This window comes from Alcaligenes sp. WGS1538 (genome assembly GCF_043187505.1).
Lineage (GTDB): Bacteria > Pseudomonadota > Gammaproteobacteria > Burkholderiales > Burkholderiaceae_B > Alcaligenes.
In genome coordinates this window covers 667,053-680,301 of the sequence record NZ_CP171109.1, presented here as the reverse complement: position 1 = coordinate 680,301, position 13,249 = coordinate 667,053, and the positions used below count along the sequence as shown (strand labels likewise).

The window sequence follows — 13,249 nt, the reverse complement described above, 5'->3', positions numbered from 1 at the left end:
CCGCCCCGATGTATATAATGAAAACATAAAGCAATGGAGCCGCGCGGGCGCCCGCCCGGTGGGCTCCCGGAGGAATGATGAGCAACACACCCAAGCCGGCCGCTGCCGCACTGCACCTCTCCCACCTGGACGACGACGGCAAGGTCCGCATGGTGGATGTCAGCGACAAGACCGCCACCGCCCGCTCGGCCACCGCGCGCAGCGTGGTGCGCCTGAGCCCGGCCGCCTTCGAACTGCTGTCGGCCAGCCGTAACGCCAAGGGCGAAGTGCTGAACACCGCCCGCGTGGCCGGCGTGCTGGCCGCCAAGCGCTGCGCCGACCTGATCCCCATGTGCCACAGCCTGCCGCTGGATTTCGTGGGCATAGATTTCGAAAGCGATGCCGCCACGGGCACCATCGCCGTGCTGGCGACCTGCCGCACGCGCTACACCACGGGCGTGGAAATGGAAGCCATGACGGCCTGCAGCGTGGCCGCGCTGACCATCTACGACATGTGCAAGGCTGCCGACAAGGGCATCATCATCGAACAGACACGCCTGCTGGAGAAGACCGGCGGCAAGAGCGGCACCTGGACGGCCCCGGCCTGACAGGCGCCCACGGAGACTTTCATGACTAACCCATCGACTTTGCGCGTTCTGTACTTCGCCCAGGTGGCCGAGCGCACTGGCGTGCGCCAGGAAAGCTGGGACTGGCCGCAGGAGGGCACCGTCCAGCAATGGCTGGACGCGCTGCTGCAACGCCACCCGGACCTGCAGGACATGGCCGGCCGGCTGAAGGTGGCCGTCAACCAGTTCCACGCCCGCCCGGACGACCCCGTGCGCGCCGGCGACGAAGTGGCGGTCTTCGAACCCGTCACCGGAGGCTGACATGGTCATCGTGCAGACCCAGGACTTCGACGTCGCCGCGCTGAACGAGCAGCTGCGCCGCACGGCCGGCGGCAAGGCCGGCGCCATGGTCACCTTCGTGGGCTATGTGCGCGACCAGGCCGACGGCACCCCGACCCGCTCCCTGTTCCTGGAGCACTATCCGGGCATGTGCGAGCGCGAGATCGAGGACGTGTGCGCCCAGGCGCGGGCGCGCTGGCCCATCCTGGACACCCTCGTCGTGCACCGCGTGGGCGAGCTTTCCCTGACGGACCAGATCGTCTACGTGGGCGTGACCAGCCCCCATCGCGGCGACGCCTTCCGGGCCTGCGAGTTCATCATGGACGTGCTCAAGACCCGGGCTCCCTTCTGGAAGCGCGAAACCCTGGCCGACGGCCAGCGCTTCTGGGTCCAGCAGCGCGACAGCGACGCGCAGAAGACCGACTCCTGGAATTCTCCTTCCGACACCGCCAAACATGTCTAAAGCCAAACCCGACCTGCCCCCGGTCAGCCTGGCCGCCGCCGTGCTGACCATCTCGGACAAGCGCGGGCCCGGGGACGACGCCTCGGGCGACTACCTGGCCGCCAGCCTGCAGGAAAGCGGACACCGCTGCGTGCAGCGGGCCATCAGCCGCGACAATATGTACGCCATCCGCGCCGTGCTCAGCCAGTGGATCGCCGATCCGGCCATCCAGCTCATCCTGTGCAACGGCGGCACCGGCTTCAGCCACCAAAAGTCCGCCATCGCCGCCGTCACCCCGTTGCTGGACCAGGTGGTCACCGGCTTCGGCGAACAATTCCGCTTCCTGTCCTACCAGGAGATCGGCTCCTCGGCGCTGCAGTCGGACGCCCTGGCCGGCACCGCCAACGAAACCCTGCTCTTTTGCCTGCCCGGCTCGCCCGGCGCCTGCAAGCTGGCCTGGGAAGGCATTCTGCGCCAGCAACTGGACAGCCGGCACCGCCCCTGCAACTTCGCCTCGCAATACCTGCGCTGAGGCCCTGTTTCCACGGACTCCTGTACAACGATGATCGAATTTGACGTAGCCCAGCAGCGCCTGGCCCAGGCGGGCCGGCTTCCCGAACGGACCGAAACCTGCGAACTGGGCGCCGCCCTGGGCCGCATCCTGGCCCAGGACATCCAGGCCCAACTGGACATGCCGCCGGCCGACAACAGCGCCATGGACGGCTATGCCGTGCGCCTGGCCGACGTCTCGGACGGCCGCGTGCTGCCCATCCAGCAACGCTGCTATGCCGGCGAGGTTCCCGAGACGCTGAAGGAAGGCATGGCCATCCGCATCTTCACCGGCAGCCTGCTGCCGCCCGGCGCGGACACCGTGATCATCCAGGAGAACTGCCAGGAAGACGAACACGGCGTGCGCATCCTGGAAGCCCCCGAGGTCGGCGCCAACATCCGCCGCCGCGGCGAGGACATGCGCCACGGCGAAGTCCTGATCCAGTCCGGCACGCGCCTGACCGCGTCCCACATCGCGCAGCTGGCGGCCCAGGGCCACGCCGCCCTGTCCGTCTATCCGGGACTGACCGTGGGCATCCTGACCACGGGCGACGAGCTGACGCCCGCCGGCCAGCCGCTGCGCCCCGGCCAGATCTACAACTCCAACGCCCCCATGCTGCAGGCCCAGCTGCTGGCCCTGGGCGTGGCCGCGGTGCGTGCCGTCCACGCCGCCGACACGCTGGAGGCCATCCGTGACGCCCTGCAGTCCCTGCTGGCCAAGTGCGACCTGGTCCTGACCGTGGGCGGCGTGTCCGTGGGCGAGAAAGACCTGGTCAAGCCCGCCATCGAGTCCATCGGCGGCCAGCTGGACCTTTGGAAAGTGCGCATGAAGCCGGGCAAGCCCCTGGCCCTGGCCTATGTGCAGGACAAGCCGCTGGTCTGCCTGCCCGGCAATCCCGTCTCGTCCTACGCCGTCTTCGCCCTGATGGTCTCCCCCCTGGTGCGTCGCCTGCAGGGCCGCCGCGAAACGCTGCCCGCGATACGTTACGGCGTGCTGCAGGGCGAGCGCCACTTCCAGGGCGACCGCGAGGAATTCATCCGCGTGCAGCTGGACAGCGACGAGCAGGGCCGGCTGCTGGTCCGCCCCTTCGGCAACCAGGGCTCGGGCGTGATCAGCTCCTTGCCCTGGGCCCAGGCCCTGGCGCGCATCCCCGCCGACGCCCACGTCGCGCCCGGCGACGTGGTCCGCATCTACGAATACAGCCAGTGGCAGGCCTGATGTCCTGACTTGTTGAGGGCCTTTCCGCCGTAACGATGCCGGTCAGCTCAGCGCTGACTGGCATTTTTTTGGCCCACTCCAGAATTCCGCAACACTAATCAGTTGCTCGATAGCAGAGTGAGTCTTTGTGAGGGCGCTGTTCGAGGACGACGTTTGTGGCTTGTCCGGGGAACAAGCCACCGTCCGAGTTAACGGCACGCCTGTCGCTGTCCTTGGACAAGGGGACCCGCGCATAGCGCGGGCGAGGGCCCCAGCCAAGCCGGCCAGCACAGGCTTCCCTCAAGAAAACCACGGCTCTCCGGCCTTCGACCACATCACATTGCCTCTCAATCAAGGATCCCCGCAAAAATTTGCGACACGCCGTAGCCCACCCGCTTGGACGACAAGACCTTTCATGAGCCCCGGCCGGCATCAAAAAATAAAATCAATAGAATGCGCCGCCTCCAGGTCCTGGGGCGTATTGATGTTGAAGAACGACGGCGCCGGCGCATCGCGGAAGTCCACCTCCAGGGCGCCGGCGGCGTGCAGCCAGCCCATGACGCGGCGCTCGCCGCTGAGCAGGTACTTCTTCAGGGAAGCCGCCTGGTCGGCCCGCAGCAACAGGCACAAAGGATGCGTGCGCTCGGCCTGCGCATAGGCCATGGGTGCGCCGTGCTCCTGCACGGCCTGTGCCAGCCGCCTGCCCAGGTCCGCCGGCAGGAAAGGCAGGTCCACCGGACAGGACAGGGCCCATGGCGTGTCGACCTGCTCCAGCGCGCTGGCCAGTCCGGCCAAGGGGCCCAGGAAGCCACCCAGCCCGGCCTCATCCGGCACGACGCGCCCCCAATGCGCATACTGTTCGGGATTGCGGTTGGCGCTGATCAGGATGGAGCCGACCTGCGGGCGCAGGCGCCGCACCACGTGCTGCACCAGCGGCTGCCCCGCCAAGGGCAGCAGCCCCTTGTCGACCCGACCGGACAGATCGAACCGTCGGGCCTGCCCGCCCGCCAGCACGATTCCGCTGATGTCATGCGCGGCTATCATCCGCCGATATAACTCATCTCGATGCGCGGCCGGCCGACGGTCTGCTCGCCGCGGATCTCGGAATATCGGTCCCGCCGCCCGGACCAGACGCCGTGCAGGTAGGCCGCCAACTGCTCGTCGGTCGCACCGGCCCGCAGCTGCGCGCGCACATCATAGCCCTGGGAAGCGAACAGGCACAGGAACAGCCGCCCTTCCGGCGAGAGGCGCATGCGCGAACAGTCGCCGCAGAAAGGCTGGGAAACACTGGTGATCACGCCGATCTCGCCCGACCCGTCCGCAAAGCGCCAGCGGCTGGCCACCTCGCCTCTGTACTGCGCCTGGGCCGGCTCCAGCGGATAGCGTTCGTGGATGCGCGCCACGATGTCCGCGCCGCTCACCACCTCGTCCAGATTCCAGCCGTTGCTGGTGCCCACGTCCATGTATTCGATGAAGCGCAGGATCTGCCCCGAACCCTTGAAATGCTCCACCATGGGCAGGATCTGGTCGTCGTTCAAGCCTTTGCGCACCACCATATTGACCTTGACCGGCGCCAGGCCCGCGGCGTGCGCCTGGGCGATGCCGTCCAGCACGGTGGCCACCGACACGCTGCTGTCGCTCAACTGGGTGAAGCGCTGGTCGTCCAGGGCGTCCAGACTGACCGTGACCCGGTGCAGGCCGGCTTCCTTCAAGGCCCGGGCCTTGCGGCCCAGCAAGGTTCCGTTGGTGGTCAAGGTCAGCTCGACAGGATTTCCTTCGGGCGTGCGCAGCCTGGCCAGCATGGCGATCAGCACTTCGATGTCGCGCCGCAGCAAGGGCTCGCCGCCCGTCAGGCGCAGCTTGCGCACGCCCAGGGCCACGGCCTGGCGGGCCACGCGCTCGATTTCCTCGAAGCTGAGCAGCGAAGCATGCGGCAGGAATTCGTAATCCGAACCGAAGATCTCGCGCGGCATGCAGTAGGTGCAGCGGAAATTGCATTTGTCGGTCAGGGAGATGCGCAGGTCGCGCAAGGGCCTGTGCCGCGTATCCAGGGGCTGTCCGGACGTGCCGGCGGCGCGCACCGTCGGCCTGCGTTCGGGTGCTGCCCCGAGGGAAGCCCTTATGTCATCGCTCATTGTGTTCTCGTCATTCAAGGACGGGGTTCGGCCCCATCTCATGGTCTGTGTTTTCGTAAGGTAACACGGCGCCGCATCAGCGCCAGAGCAGGTCGGCCGGTTGGCCGAAGGCCTGCTCCAGAGTCAGGATGCGCCCCATGCCCGCCGGATCGTAGCCCACCAGCTCCTGCATGAACTTGCCATAGGCCGGGCCCGTGATCAAATCCATCAGGTGCTGCATGGGCGCGGTGTCCAGCTTGTCCTGCTGCACGGCGATGAAATACCGCTCCTGCGCCAGCGCAATGAAATCCAGTCCGCAACGGCTGGCCGCCGTCTCCACGCCCAGGCCGGTATCGGCCATGCCGCTGGCCACATGCGCCGCGACCGCCATGTGCGTCAATTCTGTGGTTTCGAAACCCGGGACCGCATTCGTGTTTACCCCTAGCTGGCCCAGCAGCAGGGTTGCCAGGAAGCGGGTGCTCGAACCGATCTGCCGGTTCACGAAGCGCACGTCCGGCCTGACCAGATCCGCAATGCCGGTGATGTTCTTGGGATTGCCCTTCTCCACGAAGAGGCCCGTGTTGCGCGTGGCCAGGAAAATCAGGCGATGGCGCAGCGGCGAAAGCCATTCGCTGTAGCGCCGCAGGGCGGCTCCCTCGAACTGGCCGGCCGGCACCTGAAAGCCCGCCAGGTCGCAATCGCCGCGCTCCAGCGAGGCCAGCGCCTCGATGGCGGTGCGGTAGCGCAGCTCCAGCGGCAGCACATCCATGTCGTTGGCCAGGCGCATCAGGCCTTCGATCGCAAAGCCATGGCTGGCCTGAAACCGCAGGCGGGCGGGCTGCTGGCTGTACAGGCGGCCCAATTCTTCCTGCAGCTCGGAGGCCATGCTCTCCAGCGTGGGCGTCAGACGCGCGTCCAGGCGCCGGTTCGCCCACAGCAGGCGCTGGGCGAATTCGGTCAGCTTGGTGCCTTTGCGCCGCGACGTCTCCAGCAAGGCGGCGTCGAATTCTTTTTCGGCATTGCGCAGCAGGCCCCAGGCGTGGCGGTAGGAAAACTGGCAGGCCTTGCTGGCTCCGGACAGGTGCCCCAGGCTCTCAATGGCGCCCAGCAGGCGCAGCACGTCTCCCATGGGAAGCTCCGCGCCGCCTGAATTTTCCAGCACCCATTCTGATCGCAGCCTGGCTTTGAACTTGAGGTTGGCCATGGTCTCGAGGGTCGTGTGTTTTCGTATTATGTTTCCAGGAACATGTTCAAATCATTATATATGCGAAATATTGCTTATTGAAGTTGATTGATTTCCTTTGTAGATTACAGGGGAGAACACATTCAATAATATGCACAACTGTGCATAAAAAACATGGAGGCGCAGGCGCCTGACTCTGGCGTCGCGCATATGGACATGCAATTACCCCCACACACGCGGGAGTTCGAACCTTCCGGCCAGGCTCCCCTGGACGTCGTCATGCAGGCCTTGCAGCAGCACGCCGGCCAACGCGGCAATCTGCTCCCCATTCTGCACACCATCCAGGACGCGCTCGGCTACCTGCCCGAATCCATCGTGCCCGTGCTGGCCGAGCATCTGGCGCTGTCGCGCGCTGAAATCCATGGCGTCATCTCTTTCTACGCCCATTTCCGCGAACAGCCGCACGCCTGTCGCACCCTGGAGATCTGCCGGGCCGAGGCCTGTCAGTCGCGCGGCGGCCTGGAGCTGGCCGCGCATGCCCGTCGCCGCCTGAACTGCGATTTCCACGAAAACAGCGCCGACGGCCAGGTCACCCTGGAGCCGGTGTACTGCCTGGGCCTGTGCGCCCAGTCGCCCGCCATCATGCTCGACGGCGTCCCGCATGCTCGCGTCACCCCCGAGAAACTCGACGCCCTGCTCAATGCCGAAGGGGTAGCGCCATGACCGCCATCACCGTCTACATTCCCCGCGACACGGCCGCCGTGGCCATGGGCGCCAACCAGCTGGCCGCACTGCTGGCTGAAGAAGCCAAGCGCCGCGGACAGGACGTGCGCATCGTGCGCAACGGCTCGCGCGGCCTGCTCTGGCTGGAGCCCATGGTGGAAGTGCAAACGCCGCAGGGACGCGTGGCCTACGGCCCCGTCCAGTGCGAAGAGCTGCCCGGCCTGCTGGATGCCGGATTGCTGCAGGGCGGCGAGCACGCCCTGCGCCTGGGCCTGACCGACGAAATCCCCTACCTGAAGAATCAGGAGCGCCTGACCTTCGCGCGCGTGGGCGTCATCGACCCGGTCAGTGTGGCGGACTATGAGTCCTTCGGCGGCTTCGAGGGCCTGCGCAAGGCGCTGGCCATGGAGCCGGCCGCCATCGTCCAGGAAGTGACCGATTCGGGCCTGCGCGGCCGGGGCGGCGCCGCCTTCCCCACCGGCATCAAGTGGAAGACCGTGCTGGGCACGCCCGCCGAGCAGAAATACATCGTCTGCAACGCCGACGAGGGCGACTCGGGCACCTTCTCCGACCGCATGCTGATGGAAGGCGATCCGCTGTGCCTGATCGAAGGCATGGCCACCGCAGGCGTGGCGGTGGGCGCCACCTACGGCTACATCTACGTGCGTTCCGAATATCCGCTGGCCGTGCAGGTCCTGAACGAGGCCATCGTTGCGGCGCGCGCCGCGGGCTGGCTGGGACGGGACATCCAGGGCAGCGGCCGCGCCTTCGACCTGGAAGTGCGCAAGGCGGCCGGCGCCTACATCTGCGGCGAAGAAACCGCCCTGCTCGACAGCCTGGAAGGCAAGCGCGGCGTGGTGCGCGTCAAGCCGCCGCTGCCGGCCATCAAGGGCCTGTTCGGCCAGCCCACCGTCATCAACAATGTGGTGTCGCTGGCCTCCGTGCCCGTCATCCTCGCCAAGGGCGCGGCCTACTACCAGAACTACGGCATGGGCCGCTCGCGCGGCACCCTGGCCTTCCAGCTGACAGGCAACCTGAAACAGGGCGGCTTGGTGGAAAAAGCCTTCGGCGTGACCCTGCGCGAGCTGCTGTACGACTACGGCGGCGGCAGCGCCAGCGGCCGGCCGCTGCGCGCCGTGCAGGTGGGCGGCCCGCTGGGCGCCTACCTGCCCGAGCACCAGTGGGACGTGCCCCTGGACTACGAGGCCTACATGAAGATCAACGCCATGGTCGGCCACGGCGGGCTGGTGGCCTTCGACGACACGGTGGACATGGCCCACATGGCCCAGTACGCCATGGAATTCTGCGCCATCGAGTCCTGCGGCAAGTGCACGCCCTGTCGCATCGGCTCCACGCGCGGCGTGGAGACCATCCAGAAGATCCGCCGCCGTGAAGATCTGGACAATCACGTCGAGCTGCTGCGCGACCTGTGCGACACCATGTTCTCGGGGTCGCTGTGCGCCCTGGGCGGCATGACCCCCTACCCCGTCCTGTCCGCCCTGGAGCATTTCCCCCAGGATTTCGGGCTGGCCCCGCAAACCGACGAGAGCCGCCTGGCCAAGGCGTGAGACGGAGATCACCATGAAAGAAACCATCGCCGTGCGCGAGCGCGACCTCGGCACCCCCGCCTCCCTGCAGACCGAGATGGTCAGCCTGACCATCGACGGCAAGCTGATCGAAGTGCCCGCCGGAACGTCGGTCATGCGGGCCGCCGCCATGGCCGGCATCAACATCCCCAAGCTGTGCGCCACCGACACGCTGGAAGCCTTCGGTTCCTGCCGCCTTTGCCTGGTGGACATCGAAGGCCGCCGCGGCCATCCCGCCTCCTGCACCACGCCCGTGGAAGAAGGCATGGTCGTGCACACCGAGAACGACACCCTGCACAAGCTGCGCCGCAACGTGATGGAGCTGTACATCTCCGATCACCCGCTGGACTGCCTGACCTGCCCGGCCAACGGCAACTGCGAACTGCAGGACATGGCCGGCGTGGTGGGCCTGCGCAGCGTGCGCTACGGCTTTGACGGCGCCAACCACCTGGACGACGCCACCGACGCCTCAAACCCCTATTTCGCCTACGACTCCAGCAAGTGCATCGTCTGCAACCGCTGCGTGCGCGCCTGCGAGGAAGTCCAGGGCACCTTCGCGCTGACCATAGACAAACGCGGCTTCCAGGCCCGCGTGGCCGCCGGCCAGAACGAGGACTTCCTGGCCAGCGACTGTGTCTCCTGCGGCGCCTGCGTGCAATCCTGTCCCACCTCCTCGCTGATGGAGAAATCCGTCATCGAGCTGGGCCAGCCCGAGCACGCCGTCATCACCACCTGCGCCTACTGCGGCGTGGGCTGCGGCTTCAAGGCCGAGATGAAAGGCGACAAGGTCATCCGCATGACGCCCTGGAAGGATGGCAAGGCCAATCGCGGCCACGCCTGCGTCAAGGGCCGCTTCGCCTGGGGCTACGCCACCCACCAGGACCGCATCCTCAGCCCCATGATCCGCAAGAGCATCACGGATCCCTGGCAGGAAGTCTCCTGGGAAGAGGCCATCAACCACGCGGCCTCCGAATTCCGCCGCATCCAGGACCAGTACGGCCGCGACGCCGTGGGCGGTATCACCTCCTCGCGCTGCACCAATGAAGAAACCTACCTGGTGCAGAAGCTGGTGCGCGCCGCCTTCGGCACCAACAATGTGGACACCTGCGCGCGCGTCTGCCACTCCCCTACCGGCTATGGCCTGAAGATGACGCTGGGCGAATCGGCCGGCACGCAGACCTTCGACTCGGTCATGCATACCGACGTGGTCATCGTGATCGGCGCCAACCCCAGCGCGGCCCACCCGGTCTTCGCCTCGCGCCTGAAGCGCCGCCTGCGTCAGGGCGCGCGCCTGATCGTGATCGATCCGCGCCAGACCGAGCTGGTCAGCTCGCCCCACATCCAGGCGGACTACCACTTGCCCCTGCGCCCCGGCACCAACACGGCCATGCTGACCGCCATGGCGCACGTCATCGCCACGGAAAACCTGATCGACGAAGCCTATGTCGCCGAACGCTGCGACACCGCCGCCTTCGCCGAATGGCGCGCCTTCGTCAGCAAGCCCGAGAATTCCCCCGAAGCCATGGCCGAGATCTGCGGCGTGCCTGCGCAGGACATCCGCGGAGCGGCCCACCTGTACGCCACCGGCGGCAACGGCTCCATCTACTACGGCCTGGGCGTGACCGAGCACAGCCAGGGCTCCACCACCGTCATGGCCATCGCCAACCTGGCCATGGCCACCGGCAACGTGGGCCGCGAAGGCGTGGGCGTCAATCCGCTGCGCGGCCAGAACAACGTGCAGGGCTCCTGCGACATGGGCTCCTTCCCTCACGAATTCCCCGGCTACCGGCACGTCTCCGACGACGCCGTTCGCCACCAGTTCGAGCAGGCCTGGGGCGTGCCCCTGCAGTCCGAGCCCGGCCTGCGCATCCCCAATATGTTCGACGCGGCCCTGAGCGGCAGCTTCAAGGGCCTGTACTGCCAGGGCGAAGACATCGTCCAGTCCGACCCCAACACCCAGCACGTGGCCGCCGCCATGGCTGCCATGGAATGCGTGGTGGTCCAGGACCTGTTCCTGAACGAAACCGCCAAGTACGCCCACGTCTTCCTGCCCGGCTCCTCCTTCCTGGAAAAGGACGGCACCTTCACCAATGCCGAGCGCCGCATCTCGCGCGTGCGCCAGGTCATGAAGCCCCAGGCCGGCATGGCGGACTGGGAAGTCACCTGCGCGCTGTCCCGCGCGCTGGGCTACCCCATGGACTACGAGCACCCCGGCCAGATCATGGACGAGATCGCACGCCTGACCCCGACCTTCACGGGCGTGTCCTACGCTCGCATCGACGAGCTGGGCGGCAGCGTCCAATGGCCATGCAACGAGCAGGCGCCCGAGGGCACCCCCACCATGCACATAGATCAGTTCGTGCGCGGCAAGGGCCGCTTCATGCTGACGCAGTATGTGCCCACCGAGGAGCGCAGCAGCCGCAAGTTCCCGCTGCTGCTGACTACGGGCCGCATCCTGTCCCAATACAACGTGGGCGCCCAGACGCGCCGCACCGAGAACGTGGCCTGGCATTCCGAGGACCTGCTGGAGATCCATCCGGCCGATGCCGAGGACCGCGGCATACGCAGCGGCGACAAGGTGTCCGTCAAGAGCCGGGCGGGCGAGACCGTGCTGCGCGCCACCGTGACGGAGCGGGTGCAGCCGGGGGTGGTCTATACTACCTTCCACTTTCCCGAGTCGGGCGCCAACGTGGTCACGACGGACAATTCGGACTGGGCCACCAACTGCCCGGAGTACAAGGTCACCGCCGTGCAGATCCAGCGGGTGACCGCCGAATCCGATTGGCAGAACCGCTGGAACCGCTTCAATGACATCCAGCAGCGCCTGCTGCAAGGCGAAGCGGTGCCGTCCGACGCCCTTCCCCTGGGCGGCCACGAGCACGCCCATCACGACTAGGAGCCCGCGTGAGCAAGGCGGATTTTCATGATGCCAGCGCGCCCGCCACTGTCTGGCGGCAGGCGCGCGCCGTATCAGGCCAGGCCGGCGGGCCGCCGCTGGCCGACAGCGACAGCCTGGCCTGCGAGCAGGCCGTGGCCCTGGAGTACAACGGCATCAGCCACGCCGCCTTGCTGTGCAGCCCCACGGACCTGGAAGACCTGGCCTACGGTTTTTCCATGACCGAAGGCATCATCCGCGGCGCCGAGGACATACGCAGCGTGGACGTGCTGGAGGACGAGCGAGGCAGCCTGCTGCAGATCGACATCGCCAGCGCCTGCCTGCACCAGCTCAAGGCGCGCCGCCGCCAGCTGGCCGGGCGCACCGGCTGCGGGCTGTGCGGACTGGAGAGCCTGGACGAAGTGCGTCGCAGCCTGCCCGCCCTGCCCGAACCGGAACGCAGGCCGCAGGCCGACGCCATCTTCCGCGCGCTGGACGCGCTGCGCGACAGCCAGCCCCTGCACCGCCTGACCGGCGCCACCCACGCGGCGGCGTGGTGCACGCTGCAGGGCGACATCCTGGCCGTGCGCGAGGACGTGGGGCGCCACAACGCCCTGGACAAGCTGCTGGGCCACTTGCTGCGCCAGGGACTGGATCCCCGCCAGGGCATGGTGCTGATCTCCAGCCGCGCCAGCTTCGAGATGGTGCAGAAAGCCGCCGCCATGGGCATCGCCTTCGTGGTGGCCGTCTCGGCCCCTACCCGCTACGCCGTGCAGATCGCCGACGAGCTGGGCGTGATGCTGGCCGCCTTTGCCCGCGACCGCGCCTTCACGCTTTACAGCCACCCCCAATACCTGAATTCTTCCGAGCCCGTCTCGACCACGACACCATGAATATTGCCCCCCTGATCCCCATGGCCAATCGCATCGGCCTGTTCTTCGAAGCGCTGAGCGACCGCCAGCAGGGCCTGAACGAGATCGCCGAGCACATCCGCAAGTTCTGGGATCCGCGCATGCGCCGCGCCCTGCTGGAGTTCATCGCACAGCACCCGGACGGCAAGGGCCAGGCCGGAGAGCTGGCTCCCATCGTTCTGGAGGCGGTGCTGCAGCACCGCCAGCGGCTGGAACCGCGCGCCTGAGGGCGCCGTCACTCGGCGCCCGAACTTTTCCGGCCGCGGCCCAGCCCCCGCACCTGCAAGGCCGTCCGTCATGCCCAGCCGCGACTTCCCCTTCTCCGCCCCCGTCCGCCGGCGCACCGCCCGCCCGAACTCCCTGCTGTGGGTATTCGATCCCCTGGAGCAGGATGGCGACTACCTGCGGCGCAAGATGTTCGGCTGCGATGCCGCCTACGTGAACGGCCGCCTGTGCCTGGCCGTCGCCGACCGGGACGAACCCTGGGACGGCCTGCTGGTGTGCACCGCGCGCGAACACCATGCCGCGCTGATCCAGGAGACGCCGGGCCTGCGGCCTCATCCCATTCTGGGAAAATGGCTGTACGTTCCGGAAAGCGACGCAGCCTTCGAAACCGTCGCCGCCCACATGGTGGAACTGGTGCTCGCACGCGATGCCCGCATCGGCGTGGAACCGGGCTCCCGGTCCCGCAGGCGGCGTTCCGAGAATCCAGGCGACTGAGCCCGCGATCACCGGCCATGAAAAAACCCGCCAAGGCGGGTTTTTTCATGGCTGTTCCGCAAGC

At 67.3% G+C, this 13,249-nt stretch carries 14 protein-coding genes; 11 read left to right on the top strand and 3 right to left on the bottom strand.

From position 1 onward, the window contains the following. The first annotated feature begins 77 nt into the window (after positions 1–77). From moaC to glp, 5 genes are read left to right on the top strand one after another with little or no spacing between them, the layout of a single operon-like run. A complete protein-coding gene (gene moaC, locus ACF3ND_RS03200; protein ID WP_394065773.1) occupies positions 78–587 on the top strand; it encodes a cyclic pyranopterin monophosphate synthase MoaC in 510 nt (169 codons plus the stop codon). Positions 588–608: 21 nt separating this feature from the next. Next, positions 609–866, top strand: coding sequence for a molybdopterin converting factor subunit 1 (gene moaD, locus ACF3ND_RS03195; protein ID WP_394064178.1), 258 nt, complete (start codon positions 609–611; stop codon positions 864–866). A 1-nt stretch (position 867) separates the two neighbouring features. Then, the gene (locus ACF3ND_RS03190) at positions 868–1,347 is read left to right on the top strand and encodes a molybdenum cofactor biosynthesis protein MoaE (protein ID WP_394064176.1); all 480 of its coding nucleotides are present in this window, start codon (positions 868–870) and stop codon (positions 1,345–1,347) included. Continuing rightward, a complete protein-coding gene (moaB, locus tag ACF3ND_RS03185; protein ID WP_394064174.1) occupies positions 1,340–1,858 on the top strand; it encodes a molybdenum cofactor biosynthesis protein B in 519 nt (172 codons plus the stop codon). Before ACF3ND_RS03190 ends, moaB begins: the two co-directional genes overlap by 8 nt. 30 nt (positions 1,859–1,888) lie before the next feature. Further along, complete coding sequence (gene glp / locus ACF3ND_RS03180) at positions 1,889–3,094, top strand: gephyrin-like molybdotransferase Glp (RefSeq protein ID WP_394064172.1); 1,206 nt, start codon at positions 1,889–1,891, stop codon at positions 3,092–3,094. A 411-nt stretch (positions 3,095–3,505) separates the two neighbouring features. Here the strand turns inward: glp and mobA are convergent, their stop codons facing one another. The 3 genes from mobA to ACF3ND_RS03165 all read right to left on the bottom strand — a co-directional run bounded on the left by mobA (position 3,506) and on the right by ACF3ND_RS03165 (position 6,391). Further along, the gene (mobA, locus tag ACF3ND_RS03175) at positions 3,506–4,117 is read right to left on the bottom strand and encodes a molybdenum cofactor guanylyltransferase MobA (protein ID WP_394064170.1); all 612 of its coding nucleotides are present in this window, start codon (positions 4,115–4,117) and stop codon (positions 3,506–3,508) included. Continuing rightward, on the bottom strand, positions 4,114–5,208 hold the full coding sequence (moaA, locus tag ACF3ND_RS03170) for a GTP 3',8-cyclase MoaA (protein WP_394064168.1): 1,095 nt from the start codon (positions 5,206–5,208) through the stop codon (positions 4,114–4,116). Before moaA ends, mobA begins: the two co-directional genes overlap by 4 nt. Before the next feature lie 76 nt (positions 5,209–5,284). Beyond that, the gene (locus ACF3ND_RS03165) at positions 5,285–6,391 is read right to left on the bottom strand and encodes a substrate-binding domain-containing protein (RefSeq protein WP_394064166.1); all 1,107 of its coding nucleotides are present in this window, start codon (positions 6,389–6,391) and stop codon (positions 5,285–5,287) included. A gap of 195 nt (positions 6,392–6,586) precedes the next feature. On the opposite strand from ACF3ND_RS03165, the gene ACF3ND_RS03160 reads away from it, so the two are divergent. The 6 genes from ACF3ND_RS03160 to ACF3ND_RS03135 all read left to right on the top strand — a co-directional run bounded on the left by ACF3ND_RS03160 (position 6,587) and on the right by ACF3ND_RS03135 (position 13,185). After that, positions 6,587–7,093: a formate dehydrogenase subunit gamma gene (locus ACF3ND_RS03160; RefSeq protein ID WP_394064164.1), complete on the top strand. Its 507-nt coding sequence runs from the start codon at positions 6,587–6,589 to the stop codon at positions 7,091–7,093. Next, positions 7,090–8,661, top strand: coding sequence for a formate dehydrogenase beta subunit (locus ACF3ND_RS03155; protein WP_394064162.1), 1,572 nt, complete (start codon positions 7,090–7,092; stop codon positions 8,659–8,661). Before ACF3ND_RS03160 ends, ACF3ND_RS03155 begins: the two co-directional genes overlap by 4 nt. A gap of 13 nt (positions 8,662–8,674) precedes the next feature. Continuing rightward, entirely contained in the window at positions 8,675–11,575 is a 2,901-nt protein-coding gene (gene fdhF / locus ACF3ND_RS03150) for a formate dehydrogenase subunit alpha (protein ID WP_394064160.1), read from the top strand. An 8-nt stretch (positions 11,576–11,583) separates the two neighbouring features. Then, entirely contained in the window at positions 11,584–12,447 is an 864-nt protein-coding gene (fdhD, locus tag ACF3ND_RS03145; protein ID WP_394064158.1) for a formate dehydrogenase accessory sulfurtransferase FdhD, read from the top strand. Beyond that, on the top strand, positions 12,444–12,692 hold the full coding sequence (locus ACF3ND_RS03140; RefSeq protein WP_394064156.1) for a formate dehydrogenase subunit delta: 249 nt from the start codon (positions 12,444–12,446) through the stop codon (positions 12,690–12,692). Before fdhD ends, ACF3ND_RS03140 begins: the two co-directional genes overlap by 4 nt. Before the next feature lie 70 nt (positions 12,693–12,762). Beyond that, on the top strand, positions 12,763–13,185 hold the full coding sequence (locus tag ACF3ND_RS03135; protein ID WP_394064154.1) for a hypothetical protein: 423 nt from the start codon (positions 12,763–12,765) through the stop codon (positions 13,183–13,185). Positions 13,186–13,249: the final 64 nt, after the last annotated feature.